Source organism: Chryseobacterium sp. VAUSW3 (genome assembly GCF_002205795.1).
Classification (GTDB): Bacteria; Bacteroidota; Bacteroidia; order Flavobacteriales; family Weeksellaceae; genus Kaistella; species Kaistella yananensis.
Window position 1 is genome coordinate 829,079 of record NZ_NIUY01000001.1, and the last position, 21,033, is coordinate 850,111.

A 21,033-nucleotide genomic window follows, 5' to 3' on the forward strand; every position below is an offset into this window, starting at 1 on the left:
CTAAAAATTCCGCCTTTTATTTGCTTTATTTCGACAACCAGTCCTTAAAATCTTTCACCCGGTCGCGGCTTACCGTGATTTCTTCATCGGGCTGGAAATCCATTTCCACTTTGTAATAAGGCGAGGTATGGATGTTTTTGATGTAATTTGAGTTGATGATAAACTGCCGGTTTACCCGGAAGAAACATTTCTTATCAAGGACTTCCTGAAGCTCGTCTAAGGTGAAATCGGTGGGATAAGTACGTTCTTTGGTCTGGAGGTAAACAATCTTATTTTCGCTGAAAAAACAGGAAACTTCTTCGGTCTGAACAATTTTCAGATTGTAACCAATTTTAACCAAAATTCTTGAAAGCTTCTGCTTCTCTTCTTTAATTAAAGATTTGATATGCTTTAAGTTATGACTGCTTTCCGTTGGAAGGAAACTTCTGTATTTTTCGATCGCCTGTCGCAAATCTTCTTCCATAATCGGTTTCAAAAGATAGTCGATTGAATTGAGTTTAAAAGCCTTCAAAGTATACTGATCAAAAGCCGTGGTGTAGATGATGAAACTTTTGGTCGGTATTTTTTCGAAAATATCGAATGACAGCCCATCACCCAAAACGATATCAGAAAATATAAGATCCGGATGCTGGTTTTCTGAAAACCACTGTGCACCTTCTTCTACAGAATTTATAGTTGCAACTAATTCTAAATCAGGAAATAAAGTCAATAATCTTTCCAATTTTCTGGCAGCGGGTTTTTCGTCTTCTATAATTACGGTTTTAATCATATCCAAACTTAAAATTTTATTTGTATTTATCCATTAATTCACGGATTTTCTTCTTTTCCCAGTCGGTTCCAAAAATAAAATTGGGAACAAAAACACTCAGGGCATGCGCTAAAACGCCGATTCCCCATAAAATTGCCGTCCAATAATTATCCATGTCATACAAACTGTCGCCGCCCTGCACATATCTGGCAACAAGAAACAGGTTGACAATAATGTAGACGAAAAAGTGGATGTAGAACTCTTTAAGTTCTTTTACTTTTCTTTTGGCTTCCCTGTAGATGTGGTTATCGGGATGATTTGTTTCCATGATTTTAGTTATTTGCCTGTTTTTCTTTTTCCATTATTTTGCGGATCTGTTTTTCTTCCCAGTCTCTTCCGATTCCGAAGACCTGCAGTGCGTGGGAAGCAACGCCTATGCCCCAACCAAGCATGGGCCACCAAAACCATTGATATTCTGGTACGGTCTTTAGGTTGATGAAAATTAAAAACGGAATTACCAGGCAGTAAGAGATCAGGTTTCCGTAAAAACCTTTCAGTTCTTTTACACGTTTAAAGGCTCTGTCGTAAGACAGTGATTCTTCGGAGGGTTGTGGTGTCATCGCGGTAATTTTTTGAGTTAATATTGGAATTTTCACCCGGAAAAAATCAGTTGATTTTTCGATGAAAACGTTCTGTTTTGTCAGTAATGAATAACGCTGAACGATATTCGCAAGGCCGATTCCGGCACTTTCTTTCATCTGCTCTCTTTGCTGAAGATTGTTTTCAATAAACAGAAATCCACTGTTGGCATAAATCTTTATGTTTAAAGGTTTTTGTGCCGTCGCGAAATTATGTTTGATGCAGTTTTCCAAAAGCAATTGCAGGGAAAGCGGCACAACAAATAACTTCCTGTGGTCTTCATTTATGCTGAATTCAAAATTTACGCTGTCTTCGAATCTTGTTTTCAGGAGTTCGCAATAGGTTTTTGCAAAATCCAGTTCTTCTTCAATGGTAACGAGTTCTTTGTCTTTCTGCTCGAGAACATAGCGGTAAATCTTCGACATTGCTGCCGTGAAATGCTGTGCCTGACTGGGGTTTTCGTCAATCAAAGCACTTAAAACATTCAGTGAATTAAAAAGGAAATGAGGATCGAGCTGGTTTTTTAAACTTTCGAACTGTGCGTTGGCTGATTTGGCGATGAGTTTCTGTTCTACAATTTCTTTTCGGGTAGATTTCTTCCATTCTTCAATAAAACCTTTGGCATGTAAAACAGCTGAAATAAGAAGCGCAATATTAATTCCAAACCAATTTGCAAAGCCCATTGTTCCTGAGAAAAAGCCGGTAAATTCCATTTTTTGGAACAGCACCAAATTGGTGTAGTTACAGAAAAGTATCAGTACTACGTTAACTAAAACAGTTGCAACGATTCCCAATATGGCACGCGTTCTTGTTTCTTCGACCCAGGAATAGTGACGCGATAGATAATCATTGATCATGCCGTTGCCTGCGGAAATCGTGAGCGCATATAAAACCGCAATAAAGAGGTTTATAAAATACACGGAAACCGTTTTATCGCCTGTAAAAAAGATAAAAGTAAAGGTCCCGATAAAAAATGAAATCCAAAGGACAATGATGAAACTTTTGCGGTTCATGGAGTTAAATTCTGTTTCAAAGGTATCTTTTATTAAAGGTAGAAAAAAAAATTATTCGCTGAAGGGCAGGTTTTCGGTACTGAACAGAAAAAACCACCGCAAAGGGTGGTTTAATTTTATCGAATTATATGAATATTTCAGTTTATTTCAACTGTGAAGCGATGTTCACCGCTTCCTGAAGGTAGAGGTCGCGCTGGAGATTTTTCTTCCAGTTCTGAGATTTTTTAGCAAACACTTCATCTTTCTTTTCGCGAAGGATTTCATCAGGATTTAGGGTAAATACCAATCCGTTATTGAATTTATCCAGGATTTTGAATTTCTCGATCTGGGCTTTTCTGGTTTTCATCACTTCATTAAATTTTGTAAGATTAAGTGAAATGCTTTCTTCCTTATCCAGATTTTCTTTCCATTGTGCTGATTCCTGAACCAACTGGTAGGTTTTGTTATTCATAAGGCGTTCCTCCATATCTTTCTGAAGCGCCTGCGCGGTGAAATAGTTCATTGGCTGGTAAGGAACCGCCGGAATTTTGTCCCACGCGAGTGCGTAATCGTCATATCTTTCACCAATTTCGGCATAGGTAAAGAAATCTTTCATTTTGAAGTCGGATTCAATACCCTTTCTCTGGGTAGATTCTCCAGTAACTCTGTAGAATTTCTGAATGGTTAGTTTAAGTGAACCGAAATCATCATTGGTATTCAGGAATCTGTTTAAGTCAACAAAAGTCTGTACAGTACCTTTACCGAAAGACTGTGGAGAGCCTATTACCACGCCTCTACCGTAATCCTGAACCGCACCGGCAAGAATCTCAGATGCCGAAGCAGAAAGCTCGTTCTGCATGATGACCAAAGGCCCAGTCCAAAGCGGTGCACTTGTTTTATTTTTAAGCGTCTGGATTTTACCGTTTCCGTCTTTTACCTGAACGTAAGGTCCGGTATTCATGAACAGTCCCAGGATATCACCCACTTCTGTTAAACTACCGCCGCCGTTATTTCTAAGGTCAAGAATGATTCCCTGAACGTTTTGGGCTTTAAGTTTAACCAACTCATTTTTAATATCATCGGAAGCATTTCTTCCCTTTTCGTCTTCAAAATCTGCATTAAAACTCGGCAAATTGATGAAGCCATATTTTTTACCGTCTTTTGAACTTACAATGATGCTTCGGGCAAAAGTATCTTCAATGGCCACTTCCTCGCGGATCATGGTCACTTCTTTGATGGTTTTATCTTTTTTCTCAACCGTTAAAGTTACTTTCGTTCCCTTTTCGCCGCGGATCAGGCGCACCGCTTCGTCAGAAAGCATCCCTACTACATTTACAGGATCTTCATTCGGCTTAGAGCGGACTTTTAAGATTTTATCACCTTCTGAAAGCTGTTTCGATTTCCAGGCCGGAGCTCCAATGGTGAGTGCCCCAAGATACAGATAACCTCTTTTTTCCTGAATGATGGCGCCAATTCCGATTACTTTTCCGGTAAACTGGGTATCGAAATCTTCCTTATTCTTAGGTGAATAATAATTGGTGTGCGGATCGAATACTTCGGTGTACGCATTCATGTACACGGTAAACCAATCCATTTTATTTCTTTTCTTGAACCTTCTGAAAGTGTCGGTAATAAGATCTTTTACTTCTTCCGTTGCTTTAAGTCTTTTCTGTTCCGGCGTAAGGATTTCGAGCTTGATGGTATCCTTCAGATTAAACTTCTGTACCGAATCTTTTTTCTCTTTCTGAATTTCTTCCTTTGCTGTAAGAGACTCCATTTCCTGGAGGATATTGTACTTTATATACTTTTTCCACTCGGCGGAAAGTTCCTTCGCATTGGTTGCGTTTTTCTTGAGCTTTGGCTCCAGAATCAGGGTTTCATCTTCGTCCAAATTAATTGGTTTACTCAAGATATCCTGGGTAATCTTGTCGATTTCGTCCACCCTTTGGTACAGTCGGTCGATAGTGAGTTTATAGAAGGTAAGGTCGCCCTGGTTCAGGTAATCATCGAGTTTTGTTCTGTGCTTTGCAAACTCGTCCATATCCGACTGCAGGAAATATCTTTTCGAGGCATCCACCATCTCGAAATAATGTTTGTACACCTCTTGCGAATAGGCATCATTAATAGGTTTAGGAGAATAATGAAGATAGCTGAGCGTATTTTTTACACTCACCATTATGGTCGACATTTTATCGTCATCATTTTTAGGGGAATTAAAGCAGAACACCAAGCTTGTAAGCGGAATGAAGAGCAATAATGTATTGAATTTAAATTTATTGAACATATAATTAATTACTAATAGCTGATTTGTTAAGGTTTATGATATTTTGTTACAGCATCGTACAAAGTATCAAAATTAATACCTTATTTATATTTAAACACTATATTTTTAAGTATTTTTGTGGAAAACCCTTGTTTATATGCAGAGACCTTTGATATTAGTGACCAATGACGACGGAATTACCGCACCCGGCGTACGGAATTTAGTAAATTTTATGAATGAAATCGGTGAAGTGGTGGTGGTAGCACCCAACTCACCCCAAAGCGGAAAAGGTCACGCTATCACCATCAACTCTACCCTTACGTTTGAAGAAATAAACCTGGAAGGTCCGCAGAAAGATTACTCCTTAAGCGGAACGCCGGTAGACTGCGTAAAATTTGCCCTCGATAAAATCCTTACCCGCAAACCGGATCTTGTGGTTTCGGGAATTAACCACGGCGCAAATTCTTCCATTAATGTGATTTATTCAGGAACGATGTCGGCGGCAGTGGAGGCCGGTGTAGAAGGCCTTCAGGCGATTGGTTTTTCGCTTCTTGATTTTTCGTGGGATGCCGATTTCACTCAGGCAAAAGAACATATTCAGGAAATTGTGAAGAAAGTTCTGGAAAATCCGATGCCTAAAGGAGTTGTACTTAATGTGAATATTCCGAAACTGGCGAAAGACCAAATAAAAGGAATCAGAGTCTGTAAACAGGCCGACGCCAAGTGGGAAGAAAGTTTCGACCAGCGTGTGAATCCGCACGGGAAAACCTATTTCTGGCTATCCGGATACTTCAATAATATGGATGAGAGTCCTGATGCTGATGAAGTGGCCCTGTCGGAAGGTTATATTTCGGTAGTTCCGGTAAAATTTGATTTAACTGCTTATGAATATATGCAGGATCTTAAAGGAATCCTGGAATAGCATCTTATTTGTTTCTTCAGGATCAAAATCTTTAAAAATTACAGAATGCGCATAGAATACGAAATAAAACTGGGTTTTAAGGATGTAATGATCCGCCCGAAGAGATCAACCTTAAAATCGAGATCTCAGGTAAGTTTAGAACGGAATTTCACGTTTGTCAATTCGAAGAAAAAATGGAGCGGCGTCCCGATTATCGCCGCCAATATGGATACGGTCGGAACTTTCGAAATGGCTGAGGCGCTGGCAAAAGAAAAAATTATTACCGCCATCCACAAACATTATACCCCGGAAGAATGGACTGCTTTTCTGAAGAATCAACCCAATTCGATTTATGAATATATCGCATTAAGCACCGGAACCGGGAAAACTGATGAGGAAAAAATCAAACAGATTATGGAGGAGCATCCTCAGATAGAATTTCTGTGCATTGATGTTGCCAACGGTTATTCAGAGCATTTTGTTGACTTTGTAAAAAGAGCACGGGCACAATTTCCCACGAAAACGATTATCGCAGGAAACGTGGTGACCGGAGAAATGGTGGAAGAGCTTATTCTGGCGGGAGCGGATATTATTAAAGTAGGGATTGGTCCCGGATCGGTGTGCACAACGAGAATTAAAACCGGCGTGGGTTATCCGCAGCTGTCAGCGATTATTGAATGTGCTGATGCAGCGCACGGGCTTCGCGGACATATTATTTCCGATGGTGGGTGCAAAATTCCGGGAGATGTGGCTAAAGCATTTGGCGGTGGCGCAGACTTTGTGATGCTGGGCGGGATGTTCGCGGGGCATGATGAAAGTGGCGGCGATATTGTAGAAGAAGACGGCAAAAAATTCAGGCTTTTTTATGGCATGAGTTCGCAAACCGCGATGGATAAACACGCAGGCGGTGTGGCAGAATACCGGGCTTCCGAAGGAAAAACGGTGAAAGTGCCCTACAAAGGTCCTGTTGCCGAAACCGTGAAAGACATATTAGGCGGCGTTCGTTCCACCTGCACTTATGTAGGAGCGTCCGAGTTGCGCGAACTGTCGAAAAGAACCACTTTTATCCGTGTTGCGGAGCAGCACAACGAAGTTTTTGGAAATTCATAAATATTTCAAATGAAAAAATACGGATTAATTCTTCTCCTGTTCTACGGCATAATGAGTTTTTCACAAGAGAAAACCCAGACCGACCGAATGATTGAAGAAATTCAACAAATCAAGCAAAACCAAACCGAAATGAAACTCGTCTGGTGGATTCCAACGGAATACTGGGAAGTCGCTTTGCGAGAAAACGGCAGCGTTACGGCAGAACAACTAAATTATTTGAAGGAACTTTTGAATGACTATACCATCATTGCAGCGGGAAATTATAAATTAGATTCCGACAGCGGAGGACTTAATTTCACTGTGATTGATTCGAGTAAAAAGGTGGTTTTTTACGGACTTCAAGGTCAAAAAGTAACGCCTTTGAAGGAATCGGAAATCGATAATAAAGTGCTCATTATCGTGAACCAAACCTTAAAACCACTCTTTGCTCAGATGCTCGGAAAAATGGGATCCGGCGTTAATTTTTTCATTTATAACAATGTGGAAAATGGAAAAAGGATTATCGATCCTAATCAAACTGGAAATTTTAAAGTTGATCTTAACGGAGAAATCTTTCAGTGGAAGCTTCCTTTGGTTTCTTTAATGGATGAAAAAACCTGTCCTGTAGATCAACAAAAGATGAGTGGAAACTGGAATTTCTGCCCTTTCCATGGAAATAAATTGTAATATTTTCCCTTTTAAAGTTTAAAAAAATAATCGTGAAACTCCTAAGAACCCACTCCGAAAACCAGGATTTTATACAGCTTGTTAAAATGCTGGATGAGTATCTTGCTTTTATGGATGGCGACGATCACGCTTTCTATGATCAATTCAATAAAATTGACTTGTTGAATCACTGCGTTGTGCTATACCAAGAAGAAAACGCGGTAGGTTGTGGCGCGCTTAAAGGTTACGACGGAGAAACTGCGGAAATCAAGCGGATGTTCGTTATACCGGAATTTCGTGGTAAAGGTTATGCTACAGCAATTCTCACTGAACTTGAGGAGTGGGCAAAGGAGCTTCAGTTTAAAAAGATTATTCTGGAGACCGGAACCGGCCAAAAAGAAGCAATAAAGCTTTACAGGAAGACTTATCTGCAAATTGAAAATTACGGTCAGTATAAAGGGGTGGAAACTTCAGTGTGCTTTGGTAAGGAGTTGGAGTAAAAAGCAAAAGCAATCATCGCTAACTACCTGATTTTAGTGCTTTTGTTTTGAGACAAAATAACCGAAAGTTCAAGACTGGATCTTTGTCCCTCATCCTTGTTTATTTTTTTAATGGAATCGGCGAACCTCCTTTGTCGGTTTTCTAAAAAACCTAAATTTCTTCTAAGAAAATCTCCAAACTCGCGCGGAAAGAAAAAGTTATTGTTTAAGTTATATGATTGCCGCGCGTCAAACAGTGGAAATTTTTAGTTATAATAGAAGATAACAGATTGAAGAAATTAAGATTTACCTCCTTATTAATTTTATATATTAGGAGTCGGCAAACTTCTTCGAAGTTTTTCTTGACGCAAAAATCTCCTAGGTCATTACAAAAAAGGAACCGGGTCACCTTAACGTAAAAATCCCTTCAGCAGAACTGAAGGGATTTTGTTTATCTTCAAAAGAATACCTAAATTTTATATTAGCCCCGATTGCAACGGAAATCCTTTTTTGAAAAAAAAGATTGCAGTGGAAAGCGGGTGTTTCTGTGGGAGAACAACCGACCTTTGTTGCTCCTAAGTCAGCATTCCACCGTCCACATTCAGCACCTGGCCGGTGATGTATGCCGACATATCAGAACCCAGGAACACACAGGCGTTGGCCACATCTTCGGGCTGTCCGCCGCGTTTCAAAGGAATTCCTTCTCTCCAGCCCTGCACTGTTTTTTCGTCCAAAGCGGCTGTCATTTCAGTTTCAATGAAACCAGGAGCGATGGCGTTACAACGGATGTTTCTGGAACCCAATTCCAGCGCAATTGATTTCGAGAAGCCAATTACCCCAGCTTTGGATGCCGCGTAATTTGCCTGCCCGGCATTTCCTTTAACCCCAACCACGGAAGTCATGTTGATGATAGAGCCAGATTTTGCTTTCATCATCGGTTTAATTACCGCTTTCGTAAGGTTGAATACGGAATCCAGATTCACCTTGATGATGGTATCCCAATCGTCTTTGGACATTCTGAGCATCAGGTTATCGCGCGTAATACCGGCATTGTTGATTAAAATATCGATCCGGCCGAATTCTGCCAGTACATCTTCTACGAGTTTCTGCGCAGCATCGTAATCCGACGCGTCCGACTGGTAACCTTTTGCTGTTGTAATTTTTGAAAGTTCTTCTTCCAGAACTTTGGCCTTATCAACAGACCCCGCATAAGTAAAGGCCACTTTAGCGCCTTCCTTAGCGAAAACCTCGGCGATTCCTTTTCCGATACCGCGTGTTGCTCCGGTAATTAAAGCAACTTTACCTTCTAATAATCCCATGTTATGTATTTAAATTTTTGTATTTATTCTTTGATAAAGATTTCTCCTGATCCTGTTCTTCGCTTACTGCATTATTGATAATGAGGACTATTTCTCCTTTTAAATTTTTACTTTTGGAAAACTCAATTAAGTCATTGATATTCCCGCGTTTGGTTTCTTCGAATTTCTTTGAAATCTCGCGGCTTAAACTTACTTTAGTCTCTTCACCAAAGAACTCTTTGATCTGCTCTAAAGTCGTATTTATTTTGTGCGGGCTTTCGTATAAAACGATGGTTTTCTTTTCTTCCGCGAGTTGTTTAAGTTTTGTCTGTCTGCCTTTTTTCTGGGGTAAGAATCCTGCAAATATAAACTCATTATTCGGTAAACCGGAAACCACCAAAGCCGGCACAAAAGCTGTTGCTCCCGGAAGACAAATCATTTCAATATCCTCATCAGAACCTGCTTTTGCCAACAGATAACCGGGATCTGAAATTCCTGGCGTTCCCGCATCGGTAATGATGGCGATATTCTGGCCGCTTTTCAGGTCTTCCATTACCTTTTGCGTCATCTGATGCTCGTTGTGCAAATGATAGGATTTCAACGGTTTAGCTATTTCGAAATGCTTAAGTAAAACGCCGGAAGTTCGCGTGTCTTCGCACAGAATATAATCAACGTCCTTCAGAACTTTGACCGCTCTGAAAGTCATATCATCCAAATTCCCAACGGGTGTTGGAACAAAATACAGCGTTCCTGACATATTATTTATGTTTCAGTCTTTGAGGGTTTATAAAGCCTCAAGTTTTCTTAATTTTTTGTGGACGATATCTTTTCTGCCGGTTTGTAAGCTTGGGCTAAAGCCAGCAAATCATCTGTCCGTTCAAGACGGGCTTGCCCGTCCCTATTTGATCTTTAAGATTTTAAATCTTATTTCGACTCTATAAATTTTGGCTAATGCCTAATTTAAATCTGTTATATTTTAGACGGCCTAAAGCCCGTCCATATTGATGTGAGTACAGGAAACTAAATTCCGTTATATAGGTTTTTACAGAAATCTTCCAATCCAGGATCTCTGGCTCCCATTAAGAGGAGTACCGTTCCTTCTTTGAGTTCGGGTCTCAAGGCTTCAAGGAGGTTATTGCGGTCTTCAACAAAATGAGCGTTTTTACCTTTGGCTTTGATGTCCTGAATCAAGTCATCTGCGGAGATATCTTTCACAGCAGTTCCGCCGGCATAGAATATTTCGCTCATCCATATTTCGTCCTGAGGTCTTAGCGCGTTTGAGATTTCGTCTACAAAATCGTGGCGCAGAAATCTTGTAGGGCCATAGCCATGAGGCTGAAACCAGGCAATTACTTTTTCTGCCAAAGGCTGACATGCCCTGATGCTCGCGGCACATTTGGCCGGATTGTGCGCGTAATCATCGATCACCCATACCCCATTTTTCTGTCCAAGAACTTGGTGACGTCGGTAAATGCCTTCATATTTTGACAGGCTTGCCGCGCAGGTTTCCAAAGGCACTCCGATTTGATGGGCCACTGCGATGGCTGCGGCGGCGTTTTCAACACTGTGTCTGCCGAGCGAAGTCATCTGAAATTTTTGATTATGAAGATCAAATGTTAATGAAAGTCCGTTCTGGTCAAAATTCTGAGCCGAATATCCCGCATCTTCGTTTTCAAAACCAAAATCATTCTGAGGATTTGCCGACAGTGTTTTGGCAAGTGTATTCGATTGGTTTACAACGAATAAACCTTTAGTATTTTTTTTAAATATAGTAAATAATTCTATGAGTTCATCAATTTCCTGATGGTCTTTATCGATGTTGAGCAGCAAGCCAATTTCCGGCTCATACTGAACGACAGAACCGTCACTTTCATCGGCTTCAATGATGAGCCAGTCTCCTTTGCCCACCGCGGCGTTTCCTATTTTACCATCTTTAATGATGGAGGTTAAGCCCGCTCCGGAAATAATACTCGGCTCCAAATCTGCATCAAGTAAAATTTGATATAACATCGCTGATGTGGTTGATTTACCGGAAGTTCCGGCAACAGCAATGGTTTTCTTGCTTTTGGCGATGATGGATAAAAGTTCACTTCTTTTGATGATGGTAATTCCGAGTTCCTTAGCTTTCTGAACTTCAAAAACCGTGTCTTCAATCGCTGTGGATACTACAACCAAATCTGTCTTATCTGAAATACCACTTCCGTCCTGTAAAAAACAGTGGATCCCCGCTGCTTCCAGCTGCTCTTTTGTGCGGTTATATTCAACGGGATGAAAATAGCGGTCGCTTCCGGAAACTTCTTTACCGATTCCTTTAAGATATTGTGCAATAGCGCTCATGCCCACACCGGCGACGCCTATGAAGAATACATTCTGAAAATCCTCCATCTTAGTTATCATTCCTTTCATCTGTATCCGTTACAAGAATTTATTTTCTACGAGGTTCCAAAGTCTCTGTGCATATTCATCCACTTTTCCCCAATCTTTCTGATAATACACTTCGCTTAAATACTGTTTCGCATCTTCAAGATTATCAAAGGAATTCAGTTTATCTACAGTCGTTTTAAGTTCCTCTGCGTCGCCATTAAAAAGAAGTTTTGTAAAAGCTACCTTATCATTCAAATCGAGTCTGAATTCGTTTTTCTTTTTCTCGGCCTCCATAAAATCCGTAGGAATATTTGTTTTCAAAATACTTCCGGATTCTGTTTTAGGTTCAGCCATGTGGGTTTTTTCTTCTTCAAGCCGTTCCAGCGGATCTTCATCGAAAAGATTCTGCACTACTTTTAAGCCTTTTATATGGGCCAGTTTAATTTTTTTCTCGACGGAATGATGTTCAGGTTTTTTTTCCTCATGAAAAATTTCCGGTTTCTGAGGGTGAATTACATCTTCTTTGTTGAATTCTACGATTTTTCTCCGGCGTTCTTCAAGTTCCTGAAATTCTTTTTCTTTCTGTGCAATGCGTTCTTCATAGCTGTATTCAGTTTCAATAGCTGCCAGCAGTTCCTCTTCTACCGCTTCTTCTTCAATTTCCAAAGGTTTTTCAACAGATATTTCTGTAGAAACATCAGGTTCTTCGTTTTCAATTTCATTAAGCTCATTGGTAAACATCACCTCTTCTTCAATAAGATCTTCTTCCAGTGGTGCGTCATCAAAATGGCTGAATTCGGGGCTCATGATTTCGTTTCCGGAAAAAGTTCTGGATTCTTCATGGGCCGGTTTTTCCACGCTATCATCGCTCATGAAACTGTCTTTATTTTTCTCCAAAATCCTGAGAAATGCAATTCTGTCGCTTACTTCTGCAAATAAATCCTGCTTGTTGAGAAGTTCTTCTTTTGAATTGATCCGTGAAAGTGTTTCGAGAATTGTCTTGGATTCAAAAAAAATTTTTTCCTGTATGTCCTGGAGATTTTGCATAATAAAGTCTATTAAATTTCCGTATTTTTGAGCTTTGAATATCACGGCTAAATTAACAAATGTTTTTAGAAAATACAATTAATCACGCAAAACAAAGCGGCTGGATGGAAGTTATCTGTGGCTCGATGTTTTCGGGAAAAACTGAAGAACTCATCAGGCGGCTGCGGCGTGCTGAAATGGCCGGCCAGAACGTTGAAATTTTCAAGCCGAAACTCGATACCCGATACGCCGAAGAAGAAGTTGTTTCGCACAACCAAAATAAGATTAGAAGTACGCCTGTGGAAAGCCCGAGCGAAATACTATTGCTGGGTTCTACCTGCGATGTAGTAGGGATTGATGAAGCGCAGTTTTTCGATGAAAGTGTGGTAGAGGTTGCCAATACTTTGGCCAATAACGGAGTGCGGGTGGTAATCGCGGGCCTCGACATGGATTTTATGGGCAGGCCGTTCGGGCCGATCCCCAATCTGATGGCTACAGCGGAATATGTTACAAAAGTTCACGCCATCTGTAAAAGAACCGGAAATCTTGCCCATTACTCGATGCGAACTTCAGCCAGTGAAGATTTGGTACAACTGGGTGAGACCGAGAGTTACGAAGCGGTAAGCCGGAAGGTTTTTAACGAAGAAATTTTGAAGCGGAAAAACAAATGAATTACACGACCAAACAACTTGCAGACGTCACAAAATCCCAATTGATTGGGGACGGAGGTCTGCAGGTGACCACGATTTCGTTCGACAGTCGAACCCTATATTCCTCGGCAGATACTGCATTTATCGCCATCAATACCCAAAAAAATTCAGGAGAAAAATATATTCAGGCTGCCGTTGAAAAAGGAATTAAAATCATTATTTCTGAACATCAAGTCGCTGGTCTGAAAGATATTACCTGGATTATTGTAGAAAATTCTTTAAGATTCATCCAGCAACTGGCAAAGCATCATCTTTCACTTTTTAATCTGAAGACGGTAGGGATTACGGGAAGCAACGGAAAGACCATCGTAAAAGAATGGTTGTATCAAAGTCTGTTTACGGATTTTAATACGGTGAAAAGCCCGAAAAGTTTCAATTCGCAGCTTGGACTTCCACTTTCACTCCTGAAAATTGACGGAAACCATGAAGTGGGCATTTTTGAAGTGGGCATATCCAAGCCTGGCGAGATGGAAATTCTGGAAGATATCTTCCCGCCTAAAATTGGTGTCCTTACGCATATCGGTTCTGCACATTCCTCAAATTTTGTGGACGAAGAAGAACTGACAGAAGAAAAAATAAAACTTTTCAAACATTCTAAAACTATTATTTTTAATGGTGACAATGATTTGGTATACAATAAAATAAACAAGATCTATTCCTGTAAAAATTTAATATCGTATGGTTTGAAACACCGGAATGATACTACCATTACGAATGATCCGAATGATAAGTCTGAACCATTACAGATCCGTTATTTCAAGGATGAATTTCAACTTCCGGCGCAGCAAAGAGACGAAGCGACACTTACAAATGCGCTCTGTGTTGTGGCGGTTCTGAAGGAATTTGGGTTTAATTTCAAACAGATTGTTGATAAGATCAATACCCTGAAATCTGTAGAAATGCGTCTTGAAAGTGTCAACGGACTTCGGAATAATCTTATCATCAACGATTCCTTTAATCTGGATTTGGATTCTTTAAAAATTGCTTACCAATTTATCAAGGAATATAACAAACCAAAAAAGACGCTTATTCTTACCGATATTGTCGAAGGAAAAAACGCTGCACAGCTCTATGGTGAAGTTGTTAAAATCACAAACCAGCAGGATTTTAGCAAAATAATTCTCATTGGCGATGAAATAATAAATTACCAAAACGACTTTAAAGCTGAAACTTACACTTTCAATAACGTTAATGAACTTATTGATAGTCATATTCTTAATCAGATCGAAAGCGAATTGATTCTCTTAAAAGGTGCAAGGAAATTCGAAATTGAAAAAATTAAAAATCACCTGGAACTTCAGAAGCACGATACTGTTCTTGAAGTAAACCTTAATGCCATTCTGCACAACATCAATGTGCATAAAGCCTTATTAAAGCCTGAAACGAAAATGATGGCAATGGTAAAGGCTTATTCTTACGGGCTTGGCGGTTACGAGATCGCCGAGTTTCTCCAGCATCATCACATTGATTATCTTGGCGTTGCTTATGCAGATGAAGGGGTAGATTTAAGAAAAAACGGCATTACCGCTCCCATTATGGTGATGAATCCTGAGCAGCACAGCTATAACATTATCATTGATTATAATCTGGAACCGGAGATTTACAGTTTCCGGGTACTTGAACTGTTCACCCAACAGCTCGCTCAAAAAGGAATTCAGGAGAAATATCCTATCCACATCAAACTTGAAACCGGTATGCACCGGCTTGGTTTTAAGGAAGATGAACTCAATGAACTTACCGAAAAGTTGAAGCACCTGAATGTAAAAGTTGCCTCCATTTTCAGTCATCTCTCCATTGCTGATGTTCCTGAAGGAAAAGATTACACTTTAGAGCAGATCGAAATTTTCAAAAAAAATTCCGATAATCTCATTTCCGGGTTACATTACCAGCCCATACGACATATTTTAAACACTTCCGGGATTGTACATTATTCTGATTATCAGTTTGATATGGTTCGAATTGGTATCGGGATGGTAGGAATTTCTTCCAGTGAAAAAATAAAAAAACAATTGCAGGGTGCGGTAAGTTTTAAAACCGTAATTTCACAGATCTCAACGGTTAATGCAGGAGAATCAATTGGTTACAACAGGAATTACAGAACAAAAAACAGTACGCAGATCGCAACCATACCGGTGGGTTATGCCGACGGAATCCCAAGGCTTATCGGAAATGAAGTTGGAAAGGTAGGCATCGCGAAGAAGCTTTTTCCTATTGTAGGCAATGTGTGTATGGACATGATGATGATCAATATCGGAGATGCTGCCGCAAAGGAGGGAGATGAGGTGATTATATTCAATTCCAATCCTTCTCTCGAAGAATTTTCAAATTACTGTAAAACAATACCTTATGAAGTTTTAACTTCGATCTCAAGACGTGTAAAGAGAATTTATATCAAAAATTAATGAAGAAAATACTGGTGCTTTTTTCAGCCTTATTTATAAACTTCTACCTTAATGCACAGGTAAAGGAAGGTTTTACTGTACCACAAAATCCAAAGATCGGTTTATCGCTTTCGGGTGGCGGTGCCAAAGGCTTTGCGCATATCGGCGTTTTAAAAGTTCTTGATTCGCTGGGCGTAAAGGTAGATTATATTTCTGGAACAAGCATGGGAGCGATTGTGGGCGGTCTTTACGCTTCAGGATATACAGGGAAAGAGATCGAAAAGATTGTAATGGAAACCGATTTTTACACCATCATTGCAAACGAAAAAACGCGTAAAGAAACCACCTTTTTTGATAAATCCGTTGATAAGTATATTCTTAATATCCCTGTTAAAGACGGTAAATTCAACGTTTTACCAAAAGCAATCTCTACCGGTCAAAAAAACATCTATCTTTTAAAGGAGCTGTTTAAAAACGTTTCTACAATCGATGATTTCTCGAAACTTCCTATTCCCTTTATGTGTATTGCGACCAATTTAGAAAGCGGAAAAATTGAGATTTTCGAGAAAGGTGATCTGGTGAGTTCCATTATGGCAAGTTCTGCGTTTCCTTCTTTGATGGATCCGGTGATGATCAAAGATTCTCTATATATCGATGGAGCAATGACCATCAACTATCCTTCAAAACCACTTAAAGATAAAGGGATCGATGTCGTTATTGGTGTGGATCTGAGCCAGGGCTTAGCAAACAGAGCAAATCTGCAGAGTGCCATTGATATTCTGAATCAGGTGATTGATTTTGGAATTCAGAAAGAAACCAAAAACCAGTATCACTATACTGATATCAATATTCATCCGGATTTAACGGGAATGAGCGCTACAAGTTACGATGCTAAGGGTGCCATATTAGATTCAGGTTATGTAGAGGCTAAAAAATATGCAGAAACGCTTTCGCTGTTGCCAAAAAGAAAAACTGATCTTCTGAGGGTACCTTTGAATTCGATATATTCCAATGTCTATAAAATCGACAGCTTGATTCTCGAAAACAATCATATTTTCGGTAAAAACTATGTACAGGGGAAAATGAATCTCCGTGTACCTTCACTACAGACCTATGGGAGCATCAATAAAATGATTGACAGGCTGTATGCAACCAATAATTACAGGCTGATTAATTACGATATCACGCAACAGGAAGACCGGAATTATTTAAAACTAAATGTTACTGAAGAGGACACGCGTTTTTTCCTAAAATTCGGGCTTCATTACGATGAAGTATTCAAAACCGGGCTTCTTCTTAATGCCACGGCAAAAAGACTCCTTTTCCGAAATTCTACGGTATCTCTGGATGTAGTGGTGGGCGATAAACCGCGATACTATCTCAACTATTTTATCGATAACGGATATATTCCGGGTTTTGGTGTTTATGCTTCCGGAATGACGCTGGATTTAATCGATATCGATGCTAATGTGTACGAAAAATGGAACTGGTTCCGAAACGAAGCTTTTATCCAGTCCGTATGGCGGGATAAATACGCCATTGGTGGCGGTATAAGCCACGATTATTACGAATCTAAGCTTATATCGGAGTCTAACTACTCAAATGCCCATAACTTCATCAATCCTTATGTATTTATTAAAACCGATACCCAGGATAATACGAGTTTTCCTACAAAAGGTTTATTCCTTTATGCCGAAGGAAAGATACTGGATCTTCTTAATGATGAGCAGGAAGGAAGAACGGTTCAGCTAAAAATCGTGTCCCAGATCAATTTTCCTTTGAATTCGTGGTTTACTTACCGGCTTGGATTATTCGGCGGAGTTACGGTTGGGGAAGAGCTTTCTCCTTACTACCACTATCGGATCGGTGGAATATTCGAGCAGAATATGGGAAACCTATTTAAATTTCAAGGCTATGAATTCGGGCAGCTATATTCCAAAAACATGCTTATCGCAGCAAATACCTTCCAATTTAACTTTTATAAAAATTACTTTTTCGATGCCAACTTAAGCATAGGAAATCTCTTTAATGATATTAAAGTTGATGATATTTTTCATATTACCGAGTCATCGGCAGGTATTACTGCAGGTTATAAATCACCTTTTGGGCAGATAAAGTTCAATTACAGCAAATCTTTGAACCGTAATAATAATATTTTTAGTGTAATTCTTGGACACTGGTTTTAATATGATACAATTTTTCTTTGAAGATATCGATAAAATCGAAATCGAAGGCAACCTTAGCAACAGTTTGGAAAATATTATCCTTTCTGAAGGCAAAAAGCCAGGTGAAATCAATTATATTTTCTGTGATGATGAGTATTTACTCCAGGTTAACAGAGAATATCTAAAACATGACTATTACACTGATATCATCACGTTCGACTATGTAAAGGGCAAAACCATTTCAGGAGATATTTTTGTATCTTTGCCGCGCATTTTTGATAACGCTCAAACTTTGTCTAAAGATTTTGAATCTGAATTTTTCAGGGTTTTAGCACACGGACTTCTTCACCTTTGTGGATATAAGGACAAGACAGAAGAAGAAATCGCAGAAATGCGCAGTAAAGAAGATTATTATCTAAACAATAGATAAATCATTCGGTACCCCACCCCGTTTACTCAATCAAATTTAACATGAATTGCAGTATCCGATTAACGGGTATTAAAATTTATTAAATGTTTCACGTGAAACATTCAATTATTAATTATCATTTTAATATACATGATCAACGAGATATACGACGTAATCGTAGTCGGCGCCGGCCACGCAGGTTGTGAAGCAGCGGCTGCTGCAGCCAATATGGGATCTAAAACCCTTTTGGTTACAATGAATATGCAGACCATAGGTCAAATGTCCTGTAATCCTGCCATGGGCGGCATCGCCAAAGGACAAATTGTACGCGAAATTGACGCTATGGGCGGATATTCCGGTATTATTGCGGACAAATCAGCAATTCAGTTCAAGATGCTGAATCTCTCCAAAGGGCCTGCCATGTGGTCTCCACGAACCCAAAATGACCGAATGTTGTTTGCGGAAGAATGGCGTATTGCCCTCGAAAACACACCAAATCTTGATTTCTTTCAGGATATGGTGAAAAGCCTCATCATCGAAAACCATAAAGTTACGGGGGTTGTAACTTCATTAGGAATACACATTAAAGCTAAATCTGTAGTATTAACCAACGGAACATTCCTAAACGGTTTAATTCATGTTGGTGACAAACAACTTGGAGGAGGAAGAATGGGCGAACCCAGAGCTTTCGGGATTACAGAACAGCTCGTATCATTAGGTTTTGAAGCAGGAAGAATGAAAACAGGTACCCCGCCGCGTGTTGATGGCAGGAGCCTTGATTACTCTAAAATGGAAGAACAAAAAGGAGATGAAAATCCGCAGAAATTCTCCTATTCCCATACGCCAAAACTTACAAAACAGCTAAGCTGTCACATTGTTTATACCAACGAAACGGTTCATGAAATATTGCGAGAAGGATTCGACAGAAGCCCTATGTTTAACGGAACAATACAGAGTATTGGGCCAAGATACTGCCCAAGTATTGAAGACAAAATCAACCGTTTTGCAGAGCGGGAACGACACCAGCTTTTTGTAGAACCTGAAGGCTGGCGCACGGTAGAGATTTACGTTAACGGCTTCAGCTCCTCTTTACCTGAAGATATTCAGATTAAAGCGATGCAGCACATCCCAGGATTCCAAAATGTAAAAGTTTTCCGCCCCGGATACGCTATTGAATACGACTATTTCCCTCCTACTCAACTTCATCACACCCTTGAAACAAAACTTATAGAAAACCTTTATTTTGCCGGTCAAATCAACGGTACAACCGGTTATGAAGAAGCTGCCGGACAGGGACTAATTGCAGGAATTAATGCACACAACAAAGTTCACGAAAAAGAAGAATTTATTCTCAACCGTGATGAAGCTTACATCGGCGTTCTTATCGACGATTTAATTACTAAAGGAACCGAAGAACCGTACCGTATGTTCACTTCCAGGGCCGAATACAGGCTGCTTTTAAGACAGGATAATGCCGACATCAGATTAACTGAAAAGTCACATAAAATAGGTCTTGCTGATGAAAAACGTCTTAGAAACGTAGAAAATAAAATCGCCGCCAGTAATGAACTGGAAGAATATCTGAAATCTACGTCTCTGAAACCCGGGATTATCAATCCTATCCTCGCATCCATTGAATCCTCTCCTGTCGATCAGGCATACCGCGCGTCGCAAATCCTTACAAGACCGAATATGACGCTTGAAAAACTGAGTGAAATTGATTTTATTGGTGAGAAAACTAAGGAATTTACAGAAGAAGCTAAAGAGCAGGCTGAAATCAATATCAAATACAAAGGTTACATTGAGAAAGAAAAAGAAAATGTAGCCAAGATAAACCGTTTGGAAACCATCAGAATTCCGGATGATTTTGACTACACTAAAATAGGTTCACTTTCTTCTGAAGCCAAACAAAAACTGAATAAAATTCAGCCCAAAACCATTGCGCAGGCAGCAAGAATCAGCGGCGTATCACCTTCAGATATCAACGTACTTCTTATCTATTTGGGCAGATAAATCACCTTATGATTATCTTGATGTTTCACGTGAAACATCAAGATAATCTAAATACAGTCTAATCATTTTATGATAATTAAAGATCACTTTTTGACCAAAGAAGATTTTGAAATCAAAGAAACTTCTATTACGGGAATTTATAAAACCCATCCCGTTCCGGAGAACTTAGGCCGGTATTATGAAAGCACCGATTATATTTCGCATTATCAGGATGAAAAAGGTTTAAAACATAAGCTTTATAAATTTTTACAGGGCTTTAATTTGAATTTCAAAAGAAATATACTTGCAAAGGAACTTCATAAAAATGCTACTGTGTTGGATTATGGTTTCGGTGCCGGAGAGTTTTTGAAATATATTGAAGATGATTTTACAACCTTCGGATACGAACCTAACCAGTCAGCCGGTGAATACGCAGTGAAAAAGTTATCAAAAACAAAAATTATTAAGGACCTTAGCAGAATTGAAAACCATTCACTTGATGCGATTACCCTGTGGCATGTTCTTGAACATATTGAAAATCAAGAAGATATATTAAATATATTTCACTCAAAACTGAAAAGCAATGGTTTACTGATTATAGCGGTCCCCAATCACACCTCTTATGATGCGAAAAAATACAGGGAATTTTGGGCAGCTTATGATGTTCCCCGACATATTTATCATTTCTCGAAGACCGGAATGCAGAAATTAATGAATAACGAAAAGTGGAAAATTAAATATATTAAGCCCCTCCTGCTCGATGCGTTCTATATTTCGATGTTGAGCGAAAAATATAAAAATTCACCGCTTTTTTGGCTAAAAGGTTTTGTTTTCGGAGCGATTTCTAATTTTAAAGCATTAAAAAACGACGAATTTTCGAGTTTGATATATGTTATCGAAAAAAAATAGTT

At 39.4% G+C, this 21,033-nt stretch carries 18 protein-coding genes; 10 read left to right on the forward strand and 8 right to left on the reverse strand.

The window, feature by feature from the left end:
• Nucleotides 1-25: 25 nt before the first annotated feature.
• The 4 genes from CDW55_RS03735 to CDW55_RS03750 all read right to left on the reverse strand — a co-directional run bounded on the left by CDW55_RS03735 (nucleotide 26) and on the right by CDW55_RS03750 (nucleotide 4,663).
• Nucleotides 26-769 (reverse strand): LytR/AlgR family response regulator transcription factor, encoded by a 744-nt coding sequence (locus CDW55_RS03735; protein ID WP_088468369.1) that lies wholly within the window; start codon nucleotides 767-769, stop codon nucleotides 26-28.
• Nucleotides 770-785: 16 nt separating this feature from the next.
• Nucleotides 786-1,076 carry a 2TM domain-containing protein gene (locus CDW55_RS03740; protein WP_088468370.1) on the reverse strand — a complete coding sequence of 97 codons (291 nt, stop codon included), beginning with the start codon at nucleotides 1,074-1,076 and terminating at the stop codon, nucleotides 786-788.
• Nucleotides 1,077-1,080: 4 nt separating this feature from the next.
• Nucleotides 1,081-2,400, reverse strand: coding sequence for a 2TM domain-containing protein (locus CDW55_RS03745; protein ID WP_088468371.1), 1,320 nt, complete (start codon nucleotides 2,398-2,400; stop codon nucleotides 1,081-1,083).
• A gap of 142 nt (nucleotides 2,401-2,542) precedes the next feature.
• Nucleotides 2,543-4,663, reverse strand: a complete 2,121-nt coding sequence (locus CDW55_RS03750) for a carboxy terminal-processing peptidase (protein ID WP_088468372.1) — start codon at nucleotides 4,661-4,663, stop codon at nucleotides 2,543-2,545.
• A gap of 136 nt (nucleotides 4,664-4,799) precedes the next feature.
• Between CDW55_RS03750 and surE the strand changes: the two genes are divergently transcribed.
• From surE to CDW55_RS03770, 4 genes are read left to right on the forward strand one after another with little or no spacing between them, the layout of a single operon-like run.
• Entirely contained in the window at nucleotides 4,800-5,564 is a 765-nt protein-coding gene (gene surE, locus CDW55_RS03755; protein WP_088468373.1) for a 5'/3'-nucleotidase SurE, read from the forward strand.
• 45 nt (nucleotides 5,565-5,609) lie between these two features.
• Nucleotides 5,610-6,653: a GMP reductase gene (locus CDW55_RS03760; protein ID WP_088468374.1), complete on the forward strand. Its 1,044-nt coding sequence runs from the start codon at nucleotides 5,610-5,612 to the stop codon at nucleotides 6,651-6,653.
• 9 nt (nucleotides 6,654-6,662) lie between these two features.
• The gene (locus tag CDW55_RS03765; protein ID WP_088468375.1) at nucleotides 6,663-7,319 is read left to right on the forward strand and encodes a hypothetical protein; all 657 of its coding nucleotides are present in this window, start codon (nucleotides 6,663-6,665) and stop codon (nucleotides 7,317-7,319) included.
• 32 nt (nucleotides 7,320-7,351) lie between these two features.
• Nucleotides 7,352-7,798: a GNAT family N-acetyltransferase gene (locus CDW55_RS03770; protein WP_410492767.1), complete on the forward strand. Its 447-nt coding sequence runs from the start codon at nucleotides 7,352-7,354 to the stop codon at nucleotides 7,796-7,798.
• Nucleotides 7,799-8,352: 554 nt separating this feature from the next.
• Here CDW55_RS03770 and fabG read toward each other — a convergent pair.
• From fabG to CDW55_RS03790, 4 genes are all read right to left on the reverse strand, one after another.
• A complete protein-coding gene (gene fabG / locus CDW55_RS03775; RefSeq protein ID WP_088468377.1) occupies nucleotides 8,353-9,096 on the reverse strand; it encodes a 3-oxoacyl-[acyl-carrier-protein] reductase in 744 nt (247 codons plus the stop codon).
• A 1-nt stretch (nucleotide 9,097) separates the two neighbouring features.
• The gene (rsmI, locus tag CDW55_RS03780) at nucleotides 9,098-9,832 is read right to left on the reverse strand and encodes a 16S rRNA (cytidine(1402)-2'-O)-methyltransferase (RefSeq protein ID WP_088468378.1); all 735 of its coding nucleotides are present in this window, start codon (nucleotides 9,830-9,832) and stop codon (nucleotides 9,098-9,100) included.
• A gap of 263 nt (nucleotides 9,833-10,095) precedes the next feature.
• Nucleotides 10,096-11,481, reverse strand: a complete 1,386-nt coding sequence (locus CDW55_RS03785; protein WP_228399599.1) for a UDP-N-acetylmuramate--L-alanine ligase — start codon at nucleotides 11,479-11,481, stop codon at nucleotides 10,096-10,098.
• A gap of 9 nt (nucleotides 11,482-11,490) precedes the next feature.
• On the reverse strand, nucleotides 11,491-12,486 hold the full coding sequence (locus tag CDW55_RS03790) for a hypothetical protein (protein ID WP_088468697.1): 996 nt from the start codon (nucleotides 12,484-12,486) through the stop codon (nucleotides 11,491-11,493).
• 59 nt (nucleotides 12,487-12,545) lie between these two features.
• On the opposite strand from CDW55_RS03790, the gene CDW55_RS03795 reads away from it, so the two are divergent.
• The 6 genes from CDW55_RS03795 (at nucleotide 12,546) to CDW55_RS03820 (ending at nucleotide 21,031) form a co-directional block, all read left to right on the forward strand.
• Nucleotides 12,546-13,136, forward strand: coding sequence for a thymidine kinase (locus CDW55_RS03795; protein ID WP_088468379.1), 591 nt, complete (start codon nucleotides 12,546-12,548; stop codon nucleotides 13,134-13,136).
• Nucleotides 13,133-15,577: a bifunctional UDP-N-acetylmuramoyl-tripeptide:D-alanyl-D-alanine ligase/alanine racemase gene (locus tag CDW55_RS03800; RefSeq protein ID WP_088468380.1), complete on the forward strand. Its 2,445-nt coding sequence runs from the start codon at nucleotides 13,133-13,135 to the stop codon at nucleotides 15,575-15,577. The genes CDW55_RS03795 and CDW55_RS03800 overlap by 4 nt, the downstream gene beginning before the upstream one ends.
• The gene (locus CDW55_RS03805; protein ID WP_088468381.1) at nucleotides 15,577-17,742 is read left to right on the forward strand and encodes a patatin-like phospholipase family protein; all 2,166 of its coding nucleotides are present in this window, start codon (nucleotides 15,577-15,579) and stop codon (nucleotides 17,740-17,742) included. Before CDW55_RS03800 ends, CDW55_RS03805 begins: the two co-directional genes overlap by 1 nt.
• A 1-nt stretch (nucleotide 17,743) precedes the next feature.
• Nucleotides 17,744-18,151 (forward strand): rRNA maturation RNase YbeY, encoded by a 408-nt coding sequence (ybeY, locus tag CDW55_RS03810; protein ID WP_088468382.1) that lies wholly within the window; start codon nucleotides 17,744-17,746, stop codon nucleotides 18,149-18,151.
• A 129-nt stretch (nucleotides 18,152-18,280) separates the two neighbouring features.
• Nucleotides 18,281-20,143, forward strand: coding sequence for a tRNA uridine-5-carboxymethylaminomethyl(34) synthesis enzyme MnmG (gene mnmG / locus CDW55_RS03815; protein ID WP_088468383.1), 1,863 nt, complete (start codon nucleotides 18,281-18,283; stop codon nucleotides 20,141-20,143).
• A 69-nt stretch (nucleotides 20,144-20,212) separates the two neighbouring features.
• The gene (locus CDW55_RS03820; protein WP_088468384.1) at nucleotides 20,213-21,031 is read left to right on the forward strand and encodes a class I SAM-dependent methyltransferase; all 819 of its coding nucleotides are present in this window, start codon (nucleotides 20,213-20,215) and stop codon (nucleotides 21,029-21,031) included.
• Nucleotides 21,032-21,033: the final 2 nt, after the last annotated feature.